The sequence below is a fragment of the Alteromonas sp. ABV4_150 genome (genome assembly GCF_056311745.1).
In genome coordinates this window covers 1,632,989-1,656,655 of the sequence record NZ_CM149971.1, presented here as the reverse complement: position 1 = coordinate 1,656,655, position 23,667 = coordinate 1,632,989, and the positions used below count along the sequence as shown (strand labels likewise).

Genomic DNA, 23,667 nt, shown 5'->3' with positions numbered 1-23,667 from the left:
TTGTATTGAAAAGCGACAAATGTCCCTTGCCACTCTCAACAAGCTCTGTACAAAAACTTTTGTTAATTACTCAACTTATACACAAATACAGCAATTAACGTTCCACTCATAAGTTGCGAGATAGCCAATACTGTATTGATACCACTATTCATATTTTAACTTAAAAAATATTACTGTTAGATCAGTGATAAACGTCGCTACTGTCGTATCATTATTTGTTGTTCTCATTAAATTCTAAACTACACATGCTGAACGTAAGCTAAACGAAACGGTCTATTTTTGCAGAATGGGGAAAGAAAGGCGTTACAACACAGTGTAAACTCTACACTGTGTTGCCAATAAGTAACGTTTTAACCAACTGAAACAGAACGCTCAAAGAATGCATTTACATCTATTTTGTAATCTGAAGCAATGACAGCTTTCGTGATACTGACAGTTTTATCAACAGACAAGTCAATATCTTTCGGGGTTAAGTAGTGACTGTTACGAACCGAATAGAAAACCTTCACTACTGGTGTGAGAGGTGAATCTTTCTGTTCGAGCACCATGGCTAACCTTTCGTTAGAGAGTAAAACTAAGCTGCCTACAGGGTATACCCCTAGGCATTTAATAAATTGCTGAACAAGCAATTTATCAAGTCGGTCGGGCGCATCACTCATCAAGATAGAAAAGGCTTTTTGACTCGACATACCGGCCTTGTAAACTCTATCAGCAGTAAGTGCATCGTACATATCGGCGATCGCCAACATGCGTCCTGCTTGGCTAATATCATTACCTTTCGTTCCGGCAGGGTAGCCTAGTCCGTCTAAGCGTTCATGGTGCTCACTAATAGCCTGGATAAGCGGTGGCGCTATGTCAGTCTCTTTTAAGTAGTCTACGCCGTATTTCACATGTCCTTTCATAATATCCATTTCGCTATCTGTTAAACGACCTGGTTTATGAAGAATTTCATCTGGAATTTTTATCTTGCCTAGATCATGCAGAAAACCGGCGTAGGAAAGATCTTGAACCTCTTCATCTGACATGCCTAAGAATTTGCCAAAATTCGCTAGGAGGATAGCAACATTGAGGGAGTGCTCTAATAAATAATCGTCTTTTTCGCGAATTTTAGTTAAGCAAAGCAGCGCATCAGGATTTCTATCAACCGACTCCACCAGCTTGTTTGAAAATGCTTTGGGAATACTTGCATCAAAAGGCGTTTCCTTTTGAACATTTTCAAGCAAAAGCTTTTGAATCGCTTTTCCTTGTTCATGCAGTTTAGACGCCCTTGTTAATTCTTTTTCGAGGGGGACTGGATGGGGCTTCGCTGCCTCACTTGGGCTTGCTAAATAGTCTTTAACAATAGAAGAAGATGCGCGATCGCCAATTTTGAACGCTTTTTCGGTATCTATGGCAAGAGTTTTAACGCCTTGTTTTTTCAGTGTATTGACTAAATCATTTGATGTTACGCGCCCTTGGCTTTTTACCGACAAGGTACCTTTTTGCTCTAATATTTGATGAACAAACATACCCGGTATTAGCTGATCTATCGTAATTTTTTTTATCATTTCAAATGCACAACACTGTTTTCCAAACGCTATTATATTGCTGTTGGGCAACTCTTGAACTCGCAGAAGAATTAATACTCTAATTCTACCAGTATAGTGTGTAAATCTGGTATCCAACCAAATTCATTCATATTCACTCGGTAATTTTTTACTACAACGCCTTCTGCAGTTAAACGCTGTCGCTGCTCTTCTGCTTTTTCCGAACCCGCAGGAAAGGCAATCTTTCCGTCACTGCGCAATACTCTATGCCAATTACAATCTACACTTAATTCCCTTAAACACTTTCCCATCATTCTTGCTCTGCCTGGCAACCCGCACAAATCAGCAAGTAAACCGTAACTGACTACATGCCCTAAGGGGACGAAAGAAAGCGTTTTTTCTACGCGGGATTGTACTGCTTCATCTGGCATGTTGTATATTATCCTATCAGGTAAAGTTGCATGGTTAGATAAGCGATTGCGATAAATGAACGCAGTTAATATTGTAAAATAAGAGTAGAGAAATCAGGTAATGCGTCTTTATTGCCAAAAATGTAGATACCCCGAAACGACGTGTATTTGCGCCCATATTAACACTGTAGATACGTTGTTAAACATCATCATTCTCCAGCATGAAAAAGAAGCGTATCACGCGAAAAATACAGCAAGGCTAATCTCTTTGTGTATTCCAACAAGTCGTATTGTTCTTACAAGCGATGTGCAGGCCATGCAACACTTGGAAAAGGAGTGCTCGTTCGAGCATACGGCGCTGGTTTACCCCAGCGATAAAAGTATGCCGATAGAAAATACCGCCCTTACAAGGTTACACCAATTCTCTACCTTGTTGTTAATTGACGGCAGTTGGAAACAAGCTTTTGGTATGGTTAAGCAGAACCCATGGCTTACCAACTTACCCGCCTTTCACTTTACTGCGGCGCCTACGTCTAATTATGCAATCCGCCATACAAAGCTAGAGCACGCGCTCTCGACACTAGAGGCGACTGCCTATGCGATAAGTTGCTTAGAAAAAACTGACGTCTCTGCACTTCACGAAGCACAGTGTGCCTTACAAAAACATTGGAAAGGGCCAAAGTCGCATAGAAGACAAACCTAACGCTCAGAAGGCTACAGGCTTTTCTAAGGGTTCATTGGTATAAAGCCTTTGTGCTCTTTAATTAAACTTATCCAATGGCGAATAGCAGGGTATGCCGACAAGTCGAAGCCGCCTTCATGAGCGAGATGGGTATAAGCAAACAGTGAAATATCAGCGAGGCTAATGGTGTCGCCTATTAAATAAGGTGTCTTGTTAAGTTGATGCTCCATTACCTCAAGCGCTCGGTATCCACCCGCTTGCTTAGACTCATATTCCGCTTTTCTATCATCAGGTAACCCTAAATAAATATTGATGTAGCGGGCAACGGCGATATAGGGTTCGTGGCTGTACTGTTCGAAGAACTGCCACTGCAACAGTTGCGCAAAGTGGTAGGGCGAAGAGGGAATGAAGGGCGTATTAGAAGCAAGGTAATGCATGATAGCGTTCGACTCTGACAACACCCTTCCGTCATCGAGCTCAAGTATCGGAATCTTACCGTTAGGCGTCTTTTCAAGAAAGGACGGCGATCTGGTCTCTCCCTTCATAATATCAACATCAACCCATTCACAGGTTTTGCCTAACAAAGAAAGAAGGAACTCGAGTTTGTAGCAGTTTCCAGAACGTCTATCGCCATATATTCGCACAGTGGTAATCTCTTTGACTCAACTTTTCTTACCTTATCAATGCATAGCTCAAGCGACAAACATTAAAATTTCGGGGGGCTTTTAAAGTAATTCCTTTTGTAGTGTTTATTTACAATCCACCCTTAATGAAAATATGGTGAACATGACACCTAGTGATATTTCGGTAGTCGAATTATCCATTCTATTAAGAACAATAACATCCACGAGAATGGTATTAAGGCAAGGCAAGCTGCAACTCTCACTTTATCTCGCGGCGCAAATACGTGAGCTCCCATTTTAAGTACGCGCTCTTTTTCACTTTCTAGCTGCTCTATCGAAACTGCCGTTTCAGACTCTTGTAGTTTTGCGTAACGTTTTATTCCATCCTCTATGCTATCTTCAAGGTGTAAAATGGCGTCTTCTCGCTCTTTTTCCAACATATTTTTAAGCTTAATTACGGGCCAAAACAAATAAAAACCGACAACGCCGGTGAAAAAAGTGACCATTAGAACGTCAATAGAAGGGATGTCTTTTTTCAACCAGAAAATAGGAAAGATAGTGAGCGCGCCCATTGCGAATATGCTGTTAGTCGTACCCAGCTTCAGGATTGTGAGTATTGATTTTAAATGATCAATGTTAGAACCAGCATGTGGTAATACTTTGCTTGTAAGATACTTAATGTTAGACGAAATCTGGAACAAGAATAAGATTGCCAAGAACCAAAAAGGCACGGCTGTCGCGGTTAAAAATAAAACATGAATTTCTTGTTTTACCGTAATAAGACCTTCAAACATGCAATACACAATCGTGATCATGATAGAAATGATAATGGCATTAAAAATGTGATGTTTAAACTCAACAGCAAGGTCATTACGGTGCGATGAAAACTGACTGAGCTGGTTCGTTTTCACAAGGAGTGAAATCAACGTGCTTGCGACATTTTGATGCATAAGACGTAGAGCAAACCAGAAATAGCCGGTCAACAGCGACATACCAATTGCAGAATTAAAGTCTCGCTGAGCTCTCACTTCTCCCGCGTTAGGCCATTCTAAAGCTCCCGTAAAGTAATGTACTAAAAGAAGGAGCAGTGTGGCCAGTAAAGGAAAGAAACCAATAGAGGCTCCCTTGTGCATGTTAGAGTAAGGGTTGAGCTTCATTTATACAATTCGTAGAGTGCGGCAGCATTGCTATAGTAACCGCATGCTACGTTTTAATTTAATATCTTTAAAACGCATTAACGATAAGCTTTGTATGGCGGGATAGCAATAAAAATAAACGTAAGAGAATGTGAACGTTCACTTTTCGTTCGGCAATAAAAAACCCGCCAGTTGGCGGGTTTTTTTCAAAGCTGTGCTTTTTACTTGCGTAACTTCTGGATAAGACGAAGTTGTGCAATTGCTTCTGCAAGCTCGTGAGCTGCTTCTGCATAGTTAAAGTCAGCGCCTGGATTGGCGATGTGCTCTTCTGCACGTCGTTTGGCTTCTTGTGCTGCCTGCTCGTCAAGATCTTCAGCTCGAACCGCGGTATCAGCCAGTACGGTAACGTTGTCAGGTTGTACTTCTAGTACACCACCAGCAACATAAATTACTTCTTCTTCACCGTGCTGTTTAACCAAACGCACCATACCAGGTTTAATAGCAGAGATAAGTGGCGCGTGCCCTGGGTTAATACCCAATTCACCTTCGCTACCTGTCACCTGAATCGATTCAACGCGCCCTGAGAAAATCGCTTTCTCCGCGCTTACTACGTCCAAATGTACTGTCATTGCCATGTGAACCTCCTGATTAGGTACGTTAGCATGATGCTAGGCTAGCTAGTGCTAGCCCTGTCATTATGCTTTCTTGGCTTTCTCTAGCGCTTCTTCGATAGAACCAACCATGTAGAAGGCCTGCTCTGGAAGGTGATCGTACTCACCGTCTAGAATGCCTTTAAAGCCACTGATTGTGTCTTTTAGCGATACATATTTACCAGGTGCACCGGTAAATACTTCTGCCACGAAGAACGGCTGAGATAGGAAACGCTGAATCTTACGAGCACGTGATACTACTTGCTTGTCTTCTTCAGATAGTTCGTCCATACCTAGGATCGCGATGATGTCTTTCAGCTCTTTATAGCGCTGAAGAACAGTCTGTACGCCACGTGCTACGTCATAGTGCTCTTGACCGATTACTAGTGGGTCTAGCTGACGAGACGTTGAATCTAGAGGGTCTACCGCAGGGTAGATACCTAGAGACGCGATATCACGAGAAAGTACTACCGTTGCATCCAAGTGAGCAAAGGTTGTCGCTGGAGATGGATCAGTCAAGTCATCCGCAGGTACGTATACCGCTTGGATTGAAGTGATTGAACCAGTCTTCGTTGACGTAATACGTTCCTGAAGTACACCCATCTCTTCTGCAAGAGTTGGCTGGTAACCTACCGCAGACGGCATACGACCTAGAAGTGCTGATACCTCAGTACCTGCTAGGGTATAACGATAGATGTTATCCACGAAGAAAAGAACGTCACGACCTTCGTCACGGAACTTCTCAGCCATAGTTAGACCGGTTAGTGCAACACGTAGACGGTTACCCGGTGGCTCGTTCATCTGACCGTATACAAGCGATACTTTATCAAGTACGTTTGATTCGTTCATTTCGTGATAGAAGTCGTTACCCTCACGCGTACGCTCACCGACACCAGCGAATACTGAGAAACCGCTGTGCTCGATTGCGATGTTACGGATAAGTTCCATCATGTTTACGGTTTTACCTACACCCGCACCACCGAATAGACCAACTTTACCACCCTTAGCGAATGGGCAAACCAAGTCGATTACTTTGATACCAGTTTCTAGTAGTTCTACCGAGCTAGACTGATCTTCGTAGCTAGGCGCTTCACGGTGAATAGACATACGCTCTTCTTCACCAATTGGGCCTGCTTCGTCGATTGGGTTACCCAATACGTCCATGATACGACCTAGTGTCTTCGTACCAACTGGAACCATGATTGGGTTACCGGTATTTTCTACTGTAAGACCACGTTTTAGTCCGTCAGTAGTACCTAGTGCGATGCCACGAACTACACCGCCACCTAATTGCTGTTGCACTTCCAGGGTTAGACCTGACAAGTCACCTTCGGTAACTCGTAGTGCGTCATAAACTCTTGGTACCGCATCTTGTGGAAACTCAATGTCCACAACGGCGCCAATGATTTGGACGACCTTACCTTGACTCATAATTTGTCCTCGTTATCTCTTTTAAACCTTTGCCTACACCGCTGCGGCACCGCTAACAATCTCACTGATTTCTTGTGTGATTGCAGCCTGACGCGCTTTGTTATATACCAGTTGTAACTCATCAATAAGGTTACCGGCGTTGTCGGTTGCTGCCTTCATGGCAACCATTCGCGCAGCTTGTTCTGACGCCGCGTTTTCTACAACACCCTGATACACCTGAGACTCAATGTAACGAACCATTAATGCTTCCAAAATTTCTTTTGGATCTGGCTCGTAGATGTAGTCCCAACGATGTTGATATTCTTCGTCTTCTGACTTTGGCAAAGGCAATAACTGATTGATCACAGGTTTCTGTGTCATGGTGTTAACGAAGTCATTGAATACCAAGAATACTCGGTCAATTTGTCCTTCGTCGTACGCTTTAAGCATAACGCGTACAACACCCACTACATCGCTCACAGACGGCTTGTCACCTAAACCAAATTCAGCAGCAAGCAACTTGCCACCAAAGCGGTTGAAGAAACTGCACGCTTTAGAACCTAATGCAGCGAAATCCACTTCTACACCCTGTTCACGCCATTTTTTGACATCTTGGGTGACGAGCTTAAATTCATTGGTGTTCAAGCCACCACATAAGCCTCGGTCAGTGGAAATCACAATGTAACCGACGCGCTTGACTTCACGCTCTTCCAAATATGGATGGCGATATTCAAGGTTACCGTTTGCAATGTGACCAATCACTTTAAGCATATTTTGTGCATATGGACGGCCAGAAGCCATGCGTTCCTGCGCCTTTTTCATTTTAGACGCAGCAACCATTTCCATCGCACTGGTAATCTTCTGAGTATTTTTGATACTCCCAATCTTACCTTTTATTTCTTTACCGCTGGCCATGACTATCTCTCCGATTACTCAACGAAATGCGCTGGTGGTTAAACACCAGCACCATTGATTACCAAGTTTGTGTCGCTTTAAAGTTTGTTAAAGCGTCGTTCAACTTAGAGGCAATCTCGTCGTTGTAGTTACCTGATTCGTTGATAGTCTTCATAAGGTCAGCGTGTTCGCTGTTCATGTAAGAGTGAAGAGCAGCTTCAAAATCTAGGATTTTGTTAAGCTCGATACCCTTAAGGAAACCTTTTTCTACCGCGAACAGAGATACACCCATATCAGCAATTGAAAGTGGTGCGTACTGCTTCTGCTTCATTAGCTCAGTTACGCGCTCACCGTGCTCAAGTTGCTCACGAGTTGCGTCATCAAGGTCAGAAGCAAACTGCGAGAACGCCGCAAGTTCACGATACTGAGCTAGGGCTAGACGGATACCGCCACCCAACTTCTTGATGATTTTAGTCTGTGCAGCACCACCAACACGAGATACCGAGATACCAGCGTTAACCGCTGGACGGATACCTGCGTTAAACAAGTCAGTTTCTAGGAAGATCTGACCGTCGGTAATTGAGATTACGTTAGTTGGTACGAATGCAGATACGTCACCAGCTTGCGTTTCGATAATTGGAAGCGCAGTCAATGAACCTGTCTTACCTTTCACTTCGCCGTTTGTGTAACGCTCAACGTATTGTTCGTTTACACGTGCAGCACGCTCTAGTAGACGTGAGTGAAGATAGAATACGTCACCTGGGTAAGCTTCACGGCCTGGTGGACGCTTAAGTAGTAGTGAGATTTGACGATAAGCAACAGCTTGCTTAGACAAATCATCATATACGATTAGCGCGTCTTCACCGCGGTCACGGAAGAATTCACCCATAGTACAACCAGAGTAAGGCGCTAGGTATTGAAGCGCAGCAGACTCAGATGCAGACGCTGCAACCACGATAGTGTGGTCAAGTGCACCGTGCTCTTCTAGTTTACGTACTACGTTAGCGATAGTAGATGCTTTCTGACCAACCGCAACGTACACACATTTAATGCCTGTACCTTTTTGGTTGATGATAGCGTCAACAGCCATTGCTGTTTTACCACACTGACGGTCACCGATGATAAGCTCACGCTGACCACGACCTACTGGGATCATAGCGTCAACTGACTTATAACCAGTTTGTACTGGCTGGTCTACCGATTGACGCTCGATTACGCCAGGTGCAATTTTTTCAACTGGCTCGAAACCAGCTGCGTCAATTGCGCCTTTACCATCAATAGGCTCACCTAGTGTGTTTACAACACGACCAAGAAGTGCGTTACCTACTGGTACTTCAAGAATACGGCCAGTAGATTGTACTTTATCGCCTTCTTTAAGGTCCGCATAAGGACCCATAACAACTGCACCTACAGAGTCTCGCTCAAGGTTTAGTGCAATTGCGTAACGGCTTCCAGGAAGCTCAATCATTTCACCCTGCATTACATCTGCAAGGCCATGAATGCGGATAATACCGTCAGTTACTGCGACGATAGTACCTTCATTACGTGCTTCACTGCTTACATTGAACTGTTCAATTCTTTTCTTGATCAGTTCAGCAATTTCAGTGGAATTAAGTTGCATGCTCTTATCCCCGTTATGCTTGCAACGCGTCTGCTAGACGGTTCAATTTCGACTTTACGGAACCATCAATTACTGTATCGCCGGCATTTATTACCATTCCAGCGATCAGGGCAGGGTCCACGTTACAATTAAGCTTCACTTTACGTGCCAAACGTTTTTCCAAAGATGCTACCAATTCATTTGTTTGGGCATCGGTCAGCGTAGATGCTGAGGTTACGTCCACTTCTACTTCTTTGTCGTAATCTGCTTTAAATGCATCGAACAAAGTAGAAATTTCAGGCAACGCGGCTAAACGTTTATTTTCAGCCAAAACCTTTACTAGATTTTGGCCGTGTTCGTCGAGTTGCTCACCGCACACATTATTAAAAATGTCGGCAAGTGAATCAGCGGCAACAGCACCAGTTAACAACTGGTGCATGTCTTCATTCGCAGCTACTTCACCTGCAAAGGCGAGCATTTCCTGCCATTTCGCAACAGCATTTTTCTCGACAGCAAAATCGAAAGCAGCTTTAGCATAAGGACGAGCAACGGTAGTCAATTCAGACATGGCTCATCTCCCAATTAAAGCTCAGCGACAAGTTTTTCAACAATGTCGTTTTGTGCGTTAGCATCGATTTCACGTTGTAAGATTTGCTGTGCGCCAGCTACTGCAAGTGCAGAAACCTGCTTGCGCAAATCTTCTTTGGCACGATTGCGTTCAGCTTCAATCTCGGCATAACCAGAAGCGATAATTTTTTCGCGTTCCGCATGGCCTTTTTGCGTTTCTTCGTCAACCAATTGGTTGGCACGCTTTTTAGCCTGCTCGATAATTTCAGCTGCTTGCGCTTTCGCATCTTTCAATTGCTCAGTAGCTTTCGCTTGAGCAAGCTCTAGGTCTTTCTCTGCACGTTCAGAAGCTTCAAGCCCATCGGCAATTTTCTTCTGACGTTCTTCAATCGCTGCCATTAGTGGAGGCCATACATATTTCATGCAGAACACCACGAACACAGCGAAGGCGATTAATTGACCAATAAAAGTGGCGTTAAAATTCACAATCGCCCCTCCTCTTAAAGTTCGCTAAAAAAGTGTTTAGTAAAATTAGGCACCAACAGCGAACAATAGGTATAGAGCGATACCAACACCGATCATCGCGATGGCGTCGATAAGACCCGCTACGATGAACATTTTAACTTGTAGTTGAGGTGCTAGTTCAGGCTGACGAGCAGCAGATTCAAGGAATTTACCACCTAGTAGACCGAAACCAATAGCGGTACCAAGGGCACCAAGACCAATCAGTAGTGCAACAGCGATGTATAACATTTACGTCTCCGATTTAAGTTAAATTTAAAGTTAATGTTTAAAAGTCAAACTCTGTAAAAAACGGTGTTGATAACAGCGTTTATCAACACCCGTTAATGCTTAGTGGTCTTCACACGCCAAGCTTAGATACACGATGGTAAGCATCATGAAAATAAACGCTTGAAGCGGAAGAACCAGAATATGGAATACAGCCCACATAAAGTGCAGTGGAAGCTGGAAGTAACCAATGGTCGCAATCAAAATGAAGATTAGCTCACTGGCGTATAAGTTACCGAACAAACGCAGTGCTAGTGAAAGCGGACGCGCAAGCAGTGTAACCGTCTCAAGAATGAAGTTCACCGGAATAAAGATTGGGTGACCGAAAGGCTGCATAGTAAGCTCTTTCGCAAAACCGCCGATACCTTTCATCTTGATTGAATAGAAAAGAATAAGGATAAACACGCCTGAAGCCAGTGCGAACGTTAGGTTAAGGTCAGTAGTTGGCACTGCCTTGTTGTAAACATCGTGCGGATCCATACCAAAAGCAGCTTGGCCAATAAGACCAGAAACCCATGGAATAAGATCAACCGGCACAAGGTCCATAAGGTTCATAAGCAATACCCATACGAAAATGGTTAATGCTAATGGCGCGATCAGAGCGCTTTTGCCATGGAAGGTGCTTTTCACGTTGTCGTCAACAAACTCAACAACAAGCTCAACAAACGCCTGCATCTTGCCAGGTACGCCGGTTGTCGCTTTTGAAGCAACGCTTCTAAAGATGATTAGGAAAAGAAGACCAAGACCGATAGACCATGCCAGTGTATCAACATGCCATGCCCAAAAACCAGCATCAGAACACGCTTTGTTAAAAGCAATTCCGTTGTCAGTTGAGCACATGGTGGCATTGGTCAAGTGGTGCTTGATGTATTCTGAGGTAGTATATTCAGATGCCATTGTTTAACCCAAGTTGTAAAGTGTAAAAATTTGGTGACTGGTTCTTATATCTCATCCGGTCGACACGTAGTTCTCGTTATCGCAATGCCTTGCGCTGTATTTATTCTTTCGTACCGTAATGAAACATAGCTAGCCCGTGGCTAGCGGTTGTAATCACAAATGCCATGAAAATTTCTAATGGCGTGGCGTTTAAACCTTTAAAAGCAATTACAAATAAAATGATTGTCAGTGCCAGCTTCAATTTTGAGCCTTGGCTAAAACTCCGTGCAACAAGGTCGTTTTTACTCGCACCTGCGTATCGAAACGCAAAAGCCATAAAAACACTATTGGGCAGGATACTGATTAAAGCGCCTGCTGCCGCCGACATAGCGGAATGACTTCCACCTGCGGCGCCTGCGATGATCGTAACGAATAGGGCCGTGACAGCCTGAAAAAGTAGCCCTTTTTTTGCGAGGTCTAACCCGCGCTTTGCTAACTTGTTCGTCACTTTTACTCGCAGCTTGTTCACGTCTTACAAAAAGCGTCAGAAGTATACTGTTTTACCGACAATTTTCAACAGTACAACGCTTTTTGAAAGTTATTCTGAAAATTTTCTATTGCTATAACCGGAAAGGAGAGTGTCCGGTGTTTGCACCGAACAGCGTATCAATTGCGGGTTGGCAAAGGGAGATTCTCTACTAATTTTATTTTAAACTATTGAATTTTAGAGATAATTCCATCTAATTGTTCAAGGTCGCTAAAGCTAATTGTCAGCTTGCCTTTGCCTTTCGCATTGTGGTCAATACTCACAGGCGTGCCTAAATTTTCTGAAAGTCGTGTCATAAGGTTTTGCACATCGGGATCAACTTTCTTCTCAGGCTTAGGTTTAGCTGGCTCCAAAAGCTTTTTAACAAGCTTTTCTGTATCGCGCACAGTAAGGCCTTTGCCCGATACTACTTGCGCAGTTTCCGACTGAGTTTCGCCTTCTAAAGCCAAAAGGGCGCGGGCGTGTCCCATCTCAATATCACCGTGTTCTACTAGCAATTTTACATCGTCGTTTAGATTGTTCAGACGTAGTAGGTTAGTTACGGTTGTACGCGATTTACCCACCGCTTCTGCTACTTCTTGATGAGTTAGCGCAAATTCGCTCATTAAGCGGTCTAACGCCTGTGCTTCTTCCATTGCGTTAAGGTCTTCGCGCTGGATATTCTCGATAAGGGCAATGGCCACTGCCGCTTCATCAGGCACGTTCTTAACCAAACAAGGCACTTCGTCTAGCTGTGCCAGTTGTGAAGCACGCCAGCGACGTTCACCGGCAATGATTTCATAACGGTGCTCGTCGACTTTTCTCACTACGATAGGTTGAATGATACCTTGCGCACGAATGGACGATGCCAATTCTTCTAATGCCTCAGGTGACATGTCTTTACGAGGCTGATATTTGCCTGGCACTAAGTATTCAATAGGCAGTTTGCTTAACTCACCATTGGTTGAATTTACCTCGGCGACATCTTGTTCTTTCTGAGCAGATGATTGGCTGGTTGCGAGTAGCGCATCTAAACCGCGGCCAAGGCCTCTTTTACGTGCTGACATAGTGTCCTCTATGGCATGTGCTGATGGTATTCAGCTTATTGTGTTTAACTAGCTTTTGCCTGTTTAGGCGATATTTTGTCCCTACGGCGCAGTATTTCACCTGCTAGCGCTAGATAAGCTTTAGCACCTGTCGATGACTTATCATAGTACATCGCTGGCGTACCGAAGCTTGGCGCTTCAGCTAAGCGAACATTACGCGGAATAACCGTGCGATAAACCTGTTCACCAAAATGGCGCTTCAACTGTTCTGAAACGTCGTTAGCAAGGCGATTGCGCGGGTCGTACATAGTACGCAATACGCCTTCAATCTTCAATTCTGGATTCACTACGGATGCCAATTTTTGAATGGTATCCATAAGGGCAGTGAGGCCTTCTAGTGCGTAATATTCACACTGCATAGGCACCATTACCGAATCGGCAGCCGCTAAGGCGTTCACAGTTAACTGGTTTAGCGAAGGCGGGCAGTCGATAAAGACAAAATCGTAGTAATCCATAACGGGCTTCAGCGCGTTGCGAAGCCTTACTTCACGGGCAAACATTTCCATCAGCTTAATTTCTGCCGCGGTTACGTCACCGTTCGCCGCGATGAGGTCATACTTGCCGCTTGTCGCTTTAACGATAACATCGTTAATTGGCTTTTCTTCAATCAACAATTCAAATGCCGTAGATTCAACGTCGTATTTATCAACGCCGCTTCCCATGGTCGCATTACCTTGTGGATCGAGATCAATGAGCAACACCTTGCGTTTGGTTGCTGCCATTGACGCTGCCACGTTAACTGCGGTGGTTGTCTTTCCAACACCACCTTTTTGATTCGCGATCGCGATTACCTTAGCCACGTTAGATCCTGTTCTCGTCTATTTCTATTTTTCGGCTATTTCTTTTTAAGCCAAACCAGATGTCGTTCGCCTACTAAATTTGGCACTGTGAGGTTTTCCGTTTTGCTCACATGGAAGTGATCACTCACTTCGTCTATCTCATCTTGTGGAAACTGACCTTTAAGCGCCAAAAATTGACCTTCTGAATCTACCAGATGCTGACACCAGTGCAACATATCTTTTAGCGAAGCGAAAGCTCGGCTTAGCACAATATCGTAAGGCGTATCGCCATTGTGCTCTTCAACGCGGCTTTGCACAGGAGTTACGTTAGTTAATCCAAACGTGTGCACACATTGGGTCATAAACCGTACACGCTTGCCCAATGAGTCAAGCAATGTAAATGATTTTTCTGGGAAAGCGATAGCCAAGGGCATACCTGGAAGACCAGGGCCTGTCCCAACATCAATGATATTGTCGCCATCAAGAAAAGGGACAATCGCTAACGAATCCAGAATGTGTTTTACCATCATTTGCTTTGGATCGCGCACAGAAGTCAGGTTGTACGCCTTATTCCATTTGTCCATAAGCAGCACATAGTCAACTAACTGCTGCTGTTGCTTGTCACTCAAATCAAGTGAAAGCGCGCCAAGTCCAGAAACCAAAATGGTGTGCAATTCTTGCTGTATCGTCATTGAAAAATCTGTCTGTTCACGTTGAAATCTTTAGCTTAAATCAGTTTTTAACATAGACATTTTCGGCGAACCGCAATCTGTTCTATGCATTTGTCACACTTTTTCCATTGTTAATCAACGCGACCTCTTCACGTACAAAACAAATGTACGTTGAGTAGAGCCCGCAAAATGCTAGTAAAAGTGAACAATTGAACTGTATGAAAAGCGCCTAGTTTTTCTAGTTTTCGCATAGTTTAGGCTAATATGACTAGCATAATACGCGAATAAATAAGAAAAACTAAGCGCTGCGAGTAGCCGATGAGTCAAGCGCGTGTTTTACGCACTAATTTTCTCTTGCTTGCGCAACATGCCGTGTTTTTTAAGATAAACCAGCAGCAAAGAAATGGCCGCAGGAGTAATACCCGAAATGCGCGATGCTTTACCGATAGTTTCCGGTCTAGCTTCGGTTAACTTTGCTACAACCTCGTTCGACAAGCCAGAAATCTTGCTGAAGTCCATATCAATCGGCAACAAGGTATTTTCGTGTCGCTGCGTTTTCGCGATTTCATCCATTTGACGGGCAATGTAGCCGGCGTACTTAATTTGAATTTCCACTTGCTCTGCAGCAATCGGATCTTCGAGACCTGGGCCAACACTTTCAATTTCCATTAACTGACCGTAAGTCATTTCAGGTCGACGGATCAGCTCTTCAAGAGAATGTTCACGACTCACCGGATTTTTCAGCATGGTATTAAGTTCCGGCGTTGCCGCGTGATCAGGGTGGATCCACTGACCGCGTAAACGCTGTAGCTCACTTTCTACCGCTTCCATCTTGTCGTTAAATTTCGCCCAGCGCGCATCATCAACAAGACCAATCTCTCGGCCCATCGCGGTTAAACGGCTATCGGCATTGTCTTCACGAAGCAGTAGTCTGTATTCAGCACGGCTAGTGAACATGCGGTACGGCTCTTTCGTACCCATGGTGGCTAAGTCGTCGATAAGTACGCCCATGTATGCTTGATCGCGGCGTAAAATCATTGGGTCTTTTTCTTGAACTTGTAGCGCTGCGTTTGCGCCTGCTACTAACCCTTGCGCACCCGCTTCTTCATAGCCAGTGGTACCGTTAATTTGGCCAGCAAAGAACAAACCTCGAATAAACTTCGTTTCCAGTGTTTGTTTCAGATCGCGTGGATCAAAGAAATCATATTCAATCGCATAACCCGGGCGAACAATGTGCGCGTTTTCAAAACCTTTGATCGAGCGGACAAGGTTCATCTGTACGTCAAATGGCAAACTGGTTGAAATACCATTTGGATAAACTTCAATGCTGTTTAAGCCCTCTGGCTCAACAAAAATTTGATGCGAAGACTTGTCAGCAAAGCGTGTGATCTTATCTTCGATACTTGGGCAATAGCGCGGTCCGATACCTTCGATAACACCCGTAAACATGGGTGAGCGATCTAACCCACCGCGAATGATATCGTGGGTTTTTTCGTTAGTGTGAGTGATATAGCACGGGATCTGTGTAGGGTGCATGGTTCTATCACCCATGAACGAAAATACCGGCGTAGGATTGTCACCAGGTTGAGGCTGCATTACAGAAAAATCTAACGAGCGAGCATCAAGTCTTGCTGGTGTCCCAGTTTTTAAACGGTCAACACGAAACGGAAGGGCACGTAGTCTATCTGCAAGTGCGATAGACGGTGGATCGCCGGCACGACCGCCGCGATAGTTTTCAAGGCCAATGTGTATAGTGCCACCAAGGAAAGTCCCCACAGTCAGTACCACCGACTTGGCTTTAAACTTCAGCCCCATTTGCGTAACAACGCCGCATACCTGATCGTTTTCAACAATCAGATCGTCAACGCTCTGTTGAAACAAGGTTAGGTTTTCTTGATTTTCAACAATGTCACGAATGGCGTTTTTATAAAGCGTACGGTCAGCTTGTGCACGGGTCGCGCGTACCGCTGGACCCTTTGATGAATTCAATGTTCTAAATTGAATTCCACCTTTGTCGATGGCTAGTGCCATAGCACCACCTAGAGCATCGATTTCTTTTACAAGATGGCCTTTACCGATCCCGCCAATTGCAGGGTTACAGGACATCTGGCCGATCGTTTCGATGTTGTGAGTAAGCAAAAGGGTATTTGCTCCCATGCGAGCAGCTGCAAGCGCTGCCTCTGTACCTGCATGTCCACCACCTACAACGATGACATCAAATGCTTCAGCATAAAACATGGTTAAACCTCACTATTAACTTACGATAAGCCGATTAAAAAACTAATTTTTTTAAAGTAAAGACTGTTGAAAAAAGGGCGCGTATTTTATCTGACTTATTGCATAAAGAAAATGATTAAATTTTCCTCAAAACTTGTTTTTGAAAAGGTGTGATCGAATTATAAGATCTTAAGATCTCTTTTAGATCTGTTTATTTTTACTTTTATTAGGATCATCAAGATCTGTGGGTAACCGATCAAAGCACATAAAGATCATCAAGTTACGCGATCAATAACATTGGGAAACCCCGATCCATAACCCTACCTCAAACTTGTGTATAAATGGCCTTTTTATCCACACCCCGAATCGTTTGAAAAGTTATTCTTTTTTCGATCAAAGCTTATGCACAGTGGTTTGTAGGATCCTATCCACAGGGGTGATCAAGATGTGATCCAACTGGGGATAAAATGTTTGCTATTTATGTATCGCGATCAAAAGATCGTGTAGGTACGTGCGTTATAGCGTGATCACATTGTGGAGGAGATCTTTTCCAAAAGCTGTGATTAGATCGCCCGATCGCATTTATCAACACCTTCAAAAAAAGTGCACGTTTTTATGAACGACAAGATTATTTTTTCAAAACAGCCCATTTTTCAGGAGAAAAACATAGGAGATGACCAAAATTCAGTCACTTTTACAAGGAAGAAGTCAGTCTGTAAGAATGGTTATTTGTTTGACTGAAGGAGATCGTTGAGTGTATCTATGAATTAAAACCGTATTGTTTTGGTAAAAGCGTGATCAATAGGCTAAGTGATTCGCTGTTACCTGGCACAACAGGAACATGCAATAAGGTTTAATGAAGGAAAAGACCTAGCAGAAAAAGGGCTAGGTTTCGAGAGAGAGGAAACCAGGTGCTATTAGCGCACCTGGTTGGGTTGATAGCGTGGCTGTGAAACAGAGCCTTGCATGTCTTCTTGTTCAATGGTTAAGCCTTCACGGCGGCTTGGGCCTTGGAACCTAACCTTGTAAGTGTCGTACTCTTTAATCGACTCAAAACAATAGGGGCCAAGGGCATTTTCAAGTTCGGCTAAGTTGTGATTAGTGATTAAGATACAGTTTTTCTTATTCACTAAGCGCTGTCTGAGTAAGTTCCCAAACCAGCTCTGTGCGTTTTTCTTAAGTGCAGACTCGTTGACACAGACCTCATCTAAAATAAGTAAATCTACGTCTAAAAGCTCTTGGTTAATTTCTCTGAAACGCTGACTAGCATTATCGGTAGCAGAGAAATCAAAAGAAAAGTTGCGCATTTCGAGCAAAGTGGAAAGCTGACGATATAGCACAGAGATCTCATATTGCTCGATAAGTTGATGGGCAATAGCGCCCGCAATATGAGATTTACCGCGACCATAGTCACCGTAGAAAATCATCATATGGGAGCCACTCTGGCGCCACGCTGGATCATCGTGAGCAGCAATAAAAGACTGTGCAATAGAAACAGCTTCTATAACATCGTCACTGTCTTCCACTAAGTTGGCAAACGTCCACTTCGGGTTTAAGTCGGAACGGCCATGGATAGCTTCTACACGCGCTTTCTTACTGCGCTGCTGTAGTTGTGACACTTCCTCGTTAGCTTTCGCTTCATACTGCTTACGCAGCGTTTTATAGTCGATGTACTCACCATTGGGATCGACGTCTTTGTTGAGCGCTCTCGCTAAATTAGCAATTTTGTCTGTTATACGATCCATAACGAATTAACTCTTCTTAGTTGCGGCATACTTTTCCACCAGCTTTCTAGCATTATCATCTGCTTCTATGCCGGCTGCAACTTTCACTTGCTGCGTCCCTACTACTTTTGTTGGAGCATAGCCTGAAGCCAAGCGCTTTCGCTTGATATTATTGGCAAATTTTTGTGTCCATTGAAACTCGCTAAACACCGAACTTGGCCTTCCCAACCAATAAGCAATGAATTCACCCACTTCGTTGTCATCAAATGTTTTATCGATAATACCCAGTAGCGAGGCCATTTCTTCAAACAGCGCTTTATTAGGCGTCCAATTTGGGCTCATAGCACTATGACGTGAATGGAGTTGTTCAAAGTCTGACTGCGGCTCGCTTAAAAGCGGAAGAAGAAGCGTTTTTCCATTAATCGTGTGTTCAAGATCAAGATCAAGGGGCAGGGCAACTAAACCTACTTGTTCAAGCTGCTTCACCAAGCTATTGATTTGACGACCGCGTTGGTAAGGCTCGTCTTTGCTGTCGCCGTTTAGCAAGTTCAATAATTGCTTATAATCAATAGGTGCTGACGATGTAGTTGCCGAATTTGCACCTGTTCGAAGCCCAAGTAAATAAAGTACCCGGCAATCGTTAGAAAGGGGAGATTGCAACGCCGCTAGCTCAGCTTGGGTAAGGTTGCTGTTCATCGCATTGGTTCCACGTAAAAACGCTTGTTAAGCATTGGCCAGCTTTTCGTCAAACCATTCTACGGCGGCATCTTCAGGGATAGGGTGTTCTAGCACATCGATGTATAGCGCGTCGGTAATTAACGTGCCACCTGCGTTTTTAATATGCTTTTCCATTTCTTTTGCGCCGAAACAAAAAGTGTCGTAACTTGTGTCACCCAGACCAATCACGTAGGCGTTAACTGAGCTTAAATCGGCATTTTCTAGCTGTTTTGCAAATGGTTGTATATTGTCAGGTAGTTCGCCTGCACCATGGGTTGACGTACATACGATCCACGTTGAGTCTGTTTTAATCGCTTCCAGATTAGGTTCTACGTGAATAGTGTGAGTATGACCGCTTGCATCAAGTTTTTCCGCAATGGCATCTGCCACGTATTCTGCGGCGCCTAACATGGTGCCAACGATGATTTCAAAATGCTTGCTCATTATTGGGTTGCTTCTCTATTTACAATTGTCGTCTTAACGTAAGTACGGCTTATCCGTTACGTTATTCACCATCTTACTTATAACTTTATCGGTTGCGCTACTTACCAATACAGAACGATGAAAAAATCTTACCAAGTAGATCGTCTGACGTGAATTCACCGGTTATCTCACATAGTGCCTGGTGCCCCAAGCGCAATTCTTCAGCCAATAATTCACCGGCCATGGCGTCATGTAGCTGCTGTTCACCAGTGCTTACATAGCTGTAGGCTTGATCAAGTGCATCTATGTGTCTTCTTCGCGCAATAAACTGACCTTCGGTGGTCGTATCGAAGCCCATGGTTTTGGCCAAATGTGCTTTTAGCGTGTCGACGCCGCTACCTTCTTTGGCTGATAGATTAATAACTGAGATATCACCTTGCTCGGTGGCAACTGTGCTTTGTCCAATACCTAAGGTACTAAGGTCGGCCTTGTTGCGAACTACGGTAACAGGGATGCCTTGAGGCAATCGGGCCATAAATTCTGGCCATATTTCATAAGGGTCGATAACAGCAGTTGCGGTAGAGTCTACAACGAATAATACGTGGTCAGCTTCATTGATAGCTTGCCACGCGCGCTCAATACCAATTTGTTCAACTTTATCTGGGCTTTCTCGAAGTCCTGCAGTATCGATAATATGCACCGGCATACCATCAATGTGAATATGCTCTTTAAGCACGTCTCGCGTGGTACCAGCGATATCAGTAACAATGGCGCTATCTCGTCCTGCCAGGGCGTTTAATAAGCTCGATTTACCGGCGTTAGGTCGCCCCGCAATCACTACCTGCATACCTTCGCGCAACAAGGTGCCTTGTTTAGCCTGTTCGCGCACTTTGGTTAAGCTTTGCATAATTGCGCTTAAGTCACCTGATACTTTCCCGTCAGATAAGAAATCAATTTCTTCTTCAGGAAAATCGATGGCCGCCTCTACGTACATACGCAGGTGCACGATTTGGTCTGATAGCGTTTGAATTTGTGTAGAAAACTCACCCTGTAGCGAGCGCAGCGCACTTTTTGCTGCCTGTTTAGAACTTGCATCAATCAAGTCGGCAATCGCCTCTGCTTGCGCAAGGTCTAATTTATCATTTAAAAAGGCTTGTTCACTGAATTCACCTGGATTGGCAAGCCGGGCATCGCCCGTTGCAAGTACGGCATCAATCAGCATGTCCATGACAACTTGACCGCCATGGCCCTGCAGTTCAAGTACATCTTCACCGGTAAATGAATTAGGCCCTTTAAAAAACAGTGCTATGCCCTGGTCTATTACGCTGTTGTTAGCATCAACAAACGGCGTATAGGTCGCAAGACGTGGTGTTAGTGCGCTTGGTACTAACGCCTCTGCGATGGCTTTAGCCTTAGGACCTGAAACGCGTACAATACCTACGCCGCCACGACCGGGCGCTGTCGCTTGTGCGGTAATAGTGTCGGTAGAAAGGGTGAGTGATTCCATAATTAGTCGCGGAAGTTCTTAAATTGGAAAGGTTGGCCTAAGTTCGACTCTTTAACCAGCGAAATCACTTGCTGCAAATCATCACGCTTTTTACCTGTTACGCGAAGTTCTTCGCCTTGAATAGCCGTTTGCACTTTGATTTTGGCGTCTTTAACCAGCTTTACAATTTTCTTTGCCGTGGGCTGTTCAATTCCTTCCTTAAACGCAATGGTTTGGCGATAGGTTTTACCGTGAGCGTCATAAGGCTTCACATCCATTGATGAGGTATCTACATTGCGCTTAGACATCGCCGTTCTAAACATACTTTCCATTTGCTGAAGTTGGAATTCAGCCTCGGCTTTCATAACCACGGTTTTATCTTTGTATTCAAAGCTGGCATCAATGCCGCGAAAATCGAAACGCGTAGATAGCTCACGGCTTGCGTTTTCAGTGGCGTTGCGTACTTCTTCCATGTTGATTTCTGAAACAATATCAAATGATGGCACAGGTTAATCCTCTATCTTTTAAGACAAAACAGCCCGCATAGGCGGGCTGTATAATTAATTGATCAGCGTGTTATTTACTGCTGATGCCCCGCTTCTCCATGGAAGCATAAATCATTTTGGCTTGAACCAAGGTAATCACGTTACTTACTAGCCAGTATAGTACCAGACCTGCAGGGAACCACAGGAAGAATACACTCATTGCTACTGGCATCCATTGCATGATTTTCTGCTGCATTGGATCAGTAATGGTGGTCGGCTGAAGTTTTTGCAATAGATACATACTTGCGCCAGTTAGAATTGGCAGCACAAAGTATGGGTCTTTTGTAGAAAGGTCAGTGATCCAAAGCACAAAGTCTGCATGACGTAGTTCAACACTTTCCATCAGTACCCAGTAAAGCGCAAGGAAGATAGGCATTTGCAGAAGAAGAGGTAAGCAACCGCCCATTGGGTTTACTTTCTCTTTGCGGTAAAGCTCCATCATAGCTTGAGACATTTTTTGTCTGTCGTCGCCAAAACGGTCTTTTAGCTGCTGCATCTTAGGTGCTAAGTTGCGCATACGTGCCATTGACTCGTATTGCTTCTTAGTTAGCCAGTACATCGCGCCTTTTACTACAATAGTGATAAGGATAATTGCCACACCCCAGTTATTAACTAGGCTATGAAGGAAGGTAAGAAGGGCGAACAACGGCTGTGAAATCCAGAAAAGAATACCGTAATCAACGGTTAGGTCTAATCCGCGCGCAATCTTCGCTAGGCTTTCTTGATCTTTAGGACCCATGTAAAGGGTAGATGCAAGGGTTTTGGTTTCACCAGGCGCTACGCTTTCAGACGGAGACAATACACCAATTACCGCATACTGATTTTTCAGGTTACGAGAATAAAGCGTGTTAGTTTGCTCTTGTGAAGGTACCCATGCTGATACAAAGTAATGTTCAAGCATGCCAACCCAACCCGCTTTCGTGGTTTCGCGTAGGTTGTCATCTTCAATCTCGTCAAACGAGTACTTCTGGTAGCGGTCATCTTCTGTTGAATAGGCAGCACCACGGTACGTTGGCATAAACATGTTGCTGTCGTCTTCAAACTCCATCACTTGTTTAAGCTGTGCATACGGCTGAACCGTTGCTGCGCTGCCAGTACCATTTTCCACGCTATAGCTTACGTTTACGTCGTACTGACCTTTAGTGAAAGTGAAAGTTTTGGTAACTGACAAGCCTTGGTTGTTTTTCCATGTAAGAGGAATAACAAGGGTGTCGCCAGTCATTTCATAATAGTCACTTTGTGCATTATACACCGGGCGGCCACTGCTGCTTGCATCAGGCCCTTGAGCACCGATTAAGCCACTTTGCGCTACATAAAGACCGTTGCCAGAGCGAAGTAGGCTGTAAGGAATATCCGAACCTTGCTCTACCGGAAACTTAAGTAAGTCTGCTGATACTACATCGCCGCCTAGCAAATCGATGCGTAAATCAAGCGTATCGGTTTTTACTTCAATAATGCGGTTTGAGCTTTGCGCCGCTGCGATAGGTTGTGCAGCAGGAACGCTATCACTACTAGGTACATCTTCGCTGCCATTGTCGTCAAATGACGGTACGCCTTGTGATGTCTCTTGCGTTTGTTGTTGCTCAACAGGCACAACTGGCTGTGGCCCATAATCTTTTTGCCATGATTGCCAAAGCAAAAAGCTAACTAGCGCAAGGCCAATTATCAGAAAACTACGTTGCGATTCCATAGAGGTCTCTTTATTTTGAGTGTTTATCTTGTTGTTTTTCCGGCACTGGATCATATCCGCCGGCATGCAAAGGGTGGCATTTTAATATGCGTTTAATAGATAACCAACCGCCTTTTACTAATCCGTGCGTTTTTAATGCGTCTATAGCATACCAAGAACAAGAAGGATGAAAACGACATCGTTGCCCTAACATAGGGGAAATGAACCATTGATAAAATTTTATCAAGGCCAAAGGCACAGCAATTAAGAGTTGCCGCAACGCTTGTTTAATTTTTTCCATAGCTTGTCCAATGTAGCGAAAACTTCTTGGTTGCTAAGGTTGTCAGCGCCTGACTTGCCAATAACGATAATATCAACATTGGGTAAGTTGTGCTGCTTATGCCGAAAACTTTCTCTGACTAATCGTTTCAATCGATTTCTATCGTGCGCTTTACGAATACGTTTTTTAGCGAGCGTAATACCCAAACGAGGATTAGAGAGTGTATTTTTTCTAGCTAGAACAGTAAAAGAGGGGGATACAGCAGGGGTTGCGTCATCAAACACATAGGTAAAGTGGGTGGGAGTTAACAGACGTAACTCCCTAGAAAAATTATTCTCACCCACTTTTGGCGTCTTTCTAA

General features: G+C 44.2%; 26 protein-coding genes. 1 reads left to right on the top strand and 25 read right to left on the bottom strand.

Annotated elements, in window-relative coordinates; all coding sequences use genetic code 11:
* Positions 1–350: 350 nt before the first annotated feature.
* Both ACYX4M_RS07245 and ACYX4M_RS07240 read right to left on the bottom strand, forming a co-directional pair.
* Complete coding sequence (locus ACYX4M_RS07245) at positions 351–1,547, bottom strand: HD-GYP domain-containing protein (protein WP_476082464.1); 1,197 nt, start codon at positions 1,545–1,547, stop codon at positions 351–353.
* A 71-nt stretch (positions 1,548–1,618) separates the two neighbouring features.
* A complete protein-coding gene (locus ACYX4M_RS07240; protein ID WP_476082463.1) occupies positions 1,619–1,957 on the bottom strand; it encodes an MGMT family protein in 339 nt (112 codons plus the stop codon).
* Positions 1,958–2,057: 100 nt separating this feature from the next.
* Between ACYX4M_RS07240 and ACYX4M_RS07235 the strand changes: the two genes are divergently transcribed.
* Complete coding sequence (locus tag ACYX4M_RS07235) at positions 2,058–2,639, top strand: tRNA-uridine aminocarboxypropyltransferase (protein ID WP_476082462.1); 582 nt, start codon at positions 2,058–2,060, stop codon at positions 2,637–2,639.
* 23 nt (positions 2,640–2,662) lie between these two features.
* Here the strand turns inward: ACYX4M_RS07235 and ACYX4M_RS07230 are convergent, their stop codons facing one another.
* From ACYX4M_RS07230 to rnpA, 23 genes are all read right to left on the bottom strand, one after another.
* Positions 2,663–3,262, bottom strand: a complete 600-nt coding sequence (locus tag ACYX4M_RS07230; RefSeq protein WP_476082461.1) for a glutathione S-transferase family protein — start codon at positions 3,260–3,262, stop codon at positions 2,663–2,665.
* A gap of 149 nt (positions 3,263–3,411) precedes the next feature.
* Positions 3,412–4,398 (bottom strand): hypothetical protein, encoded by a 987-nt coding sequence (locus tag ACYX4M_RS07225; RefSeq protein ID WP_476082460.1) that lies wholly within the window; start codon positions 4,396–4,398, stop codon positions 3,412–3,414.
* A 200-nt stretch (positions 4,399–4,598) separates the two neighbouring features.
* Positions 4,599–5,012, bottom strand: coding sequence for a F0F1 ATP synthase subunit epsilon (locus ACYX4M_RS07220; RefSeq protein WP_474834332.1), 414 nt, complete (start codon positions 5,010–5,012; stop codon positions 4,599–4,601).
* A 60-nt stretch (positions 5,013–5,072) separates the two neighbouring features.
* A complete protein-coding gene (gene atpD / locus ACYX4M_RS07215) occupies positions 5,073–6,458 on the bottom strand; it encodes a F0F1 ATP synthase subunit beta (RefSeq protein WP_476082459.1) in 1,386 nt (461 codons plus the stop codon).
* 33 nt (positions 6,459–6,491) lie between these two features.
* Positions 6,492–7,352, bottom strand: a complete 861-nt coding sequence (gene atpG / locus ACYX4M_RS07210; RefSeq protein WP_476082458.1) for a F0F1 ATP synthase subunit gamma — start codon at positions 7,350–7,352, stop codon at positions 6,492–6,494.
* Positions 7,353–7,410: 58 nt separating this feature from the next.
* Positions 7,411–8,952 (bottom strand): F0F1 ATP synthase subunit alpha, encoded by a 1,542-nt coding sequence (gene atpA / locus ACYX4M_RS07205; protein WP_014951450.1) that lies wholly within the window; start codon positions 8,950–8,952, stop codon positions 7,411–7,413.
* A 13-nt stretch (positions 8,953–8,965) separates the two neighbouring features.
* Positions 8,966–9,499 carry a F0F1 ATP synthase subunit delta gene (gene atpH, locus ACYX4M_RS07200; RefSeq protein WP_476082457.1) on the bottom strand — a complete coding sequence of 178 codons (534 nt, stop codon included), beginning with the start codon at positions 9,497–9,499 and terminating at the stop codon, positions 8,966–8,968.
* A 14-nt stretch (positions 9,500–9,513) separates the two neighbouring features.
* Positions 9,514–9,984 (bottom strand): F0F1 ATP synthase subunit B, encoded by a 471-nt coding sequence (gene atpF, locus ACYX4M_RS07195; protein WP_014951452.1) that lies wholly within the window; start codon positions 9,982–9,984, stop codon positions 9,514–9,516.
* Positions 9,985–10,029: 45 nt separating this feature from the next.
* A complete protein-coding gene (atpE, locus tag ACYX4M_RS07190) occupies positions 10,030–10,251 on the bottom strand; it encodes a F0F1 ATP synthase subunit C (protein WP_012520222.1) in 222 nt (73 codons plus the stop codon).
* A 99-nt stretch (positions 10,252–10,350) separates the two neighbouring features.
* Positions 10,351–11,184, bottom strand: coding sequence for a F0F1 ATP synthase subunit A (atpB, locus tag ACYX4M_RS07185; protein ID WP_012520223.1), 834 nt, complete (start codon positions 11,182–11,184; stop codon positions 10,351–10,353).
* Positions 11,185–11,284: 100 nt separating this feature from the next.
* Positions 11,285–11,671, bottom strand: coding sequence for an ATP synthase subunit I (locus tag ACYX4M_RS07180; RefSeq protein ID WP_476082456.1), 387 nt, complete (start codon positions 11,669–11,671; stop codon positions 11,285–11,287).
* A 206-nt stretch (positions 11,672–11,877) separates the two neighbouring features.
* Positions 11,878–12,756, bottom strand: a complete 879-nt coding sequence (locus ACYX4M_RS07175; RefSeq protein WP_476082455.1) for a ParB/RepB/Spo0J family partition protein — start codon at positions 12,754–12,756, stop codon at positions 11,878–11,880.
* 44 nt (positions 12,757–12,800) lie between these two features.
* Positions 12,801–13,595 (bottom strand): ParA family protein, encoded by a 795-nt coding sequence (locus ACYX4M_RS07170; RefSeq protein ID WP_476082454.1) that lies wholly within the window; start codon positions 13,593–13,595, stop codon positions 12,801–12,803.
* 35 nt (positions 13,596–13,630) lie between these two features.
* Entirely contained in the window at positions 13,631–14,266 is a 636-nt protein-coding gene (rsmG, locus tag ACYX4M_RS07165; protein WP_476082453.1) for a 16S rRNA (guanine(527)-N(7))-methyltransferase RsmG, read from the bottom strand.
* Positions 14,267–14,581: 315 nt separating this feature from the next.
* A complete protein-coding gene (mnmG, locus tag ACYX4M_RS07160; protein WP_476082452.1) occupies positions 14,582–16,483 on the bottom strand; it encodes a tRNA uridine-5-carboxymethylaminomethyl(34) synthesis enzyme MnmG in 1,902 nt (633 codons plus the stop codon).
* 896 nt (positions 16,484–17,379) lie between these two features.
* Positions 17,380–18,207, bottom strand: coding sequence for an ATP-binding protein (locus ACYX4M_RS07155; RefSeq protein ID WP_476082451.1), 828 nt, complete (start codon positions 18,205–18,207; stop codon positions 17,380–17,382).
* Between the two features lie 6 nt (positions 18,208–18,213).
* Positions 18,214–18,882: a DnaT-like ssDNA-binding domain-containing protein gene (locus ACYX4M_RS07150; RefSeq protein WP_474871969.1), complete on the bottom strand. Its 669-nt coding sequence runs from the start codon at positions 18,880–18,882 to the stop codon at positions 18,214–18,216.
* Positions 18,883–18,909: 27 nt separating this feature from the next.
* Entirely contained in the window at positions 18,910–19,347 is a 438-nt protein-coding gene (mioC, locus tag ACYX4M_RS07145; protein ID WP_474871967.1) for an FMN-binding protein MioC, read from the bottom strand.
* 97 nt (positions 19,348–19,444) lie between these two features.
* Positions 19,445–20,833, bottom strand: coding sequence for a tRNA uridine-5-carboxymethylaminomethyl(34) synthesis GTPase MnmE (gene mnmE / locus ACYX4M_RS07140; protein ID WP_476082450.1), 1,389 nt, complete (start codon positions 20,831–20,833; stop codon positions 19,445–19,447).
* A 2-nt stretch (positions 20,834–20,835) separates the two neighbouring features.
* Positions 20,836–21,318, bottom strand: coding sequence for a YajQ family cyclic di-GMP-binding protein (locus tag ACYX4M_RS07135; protein ID WP_334014123.1), 483 nt, complete (start codon positions 21,316–21,318; stop codon positions 20,836–20,838).
* A gap of 70 nt (positions 21,319–21,388) precedes the next feature.
* On the bottom strand, positions 21,389–23,047 hold the full coding sequence (yidC, locus tag ACYX4M_RS07130) for a membrane protein insertase YidC (RefSeq protein WP_476082449.1): 1,659 nt from the start codon (positions 23,045–23,047) through the stop codon (positions 21,389–21,391).
* 10 nt (positions 23,048–23,057) lie between these two features.
* Positions 23,058–23,306, bottom strand: a complete 249-nt coding sequence (yidD, locus tag ACYX4M_RS07125; RefSeq protein ID WP_014951464.1) for a membrane protein insertion efficiency factor YidD — start codon at positions 23,304–23,306, stop codon at positions 23,058–23,060.
* Complete coding sequence (gene rnpA, locus ACYX4M_RS07120) at positions 23,291–23,650, bottom strand: ribonuclease P protein component (RefSeq protein ID WP_334059820.1); 360 nt, start codon at positions 23,648–23,650, stop codon at positions 23,291–23,293. Before rnpA ends, yidD begins: the two co-directional genes overlap by 16 nt.
* Positions 23,651–23,667 lie beyond the last annotated feature (17 nt).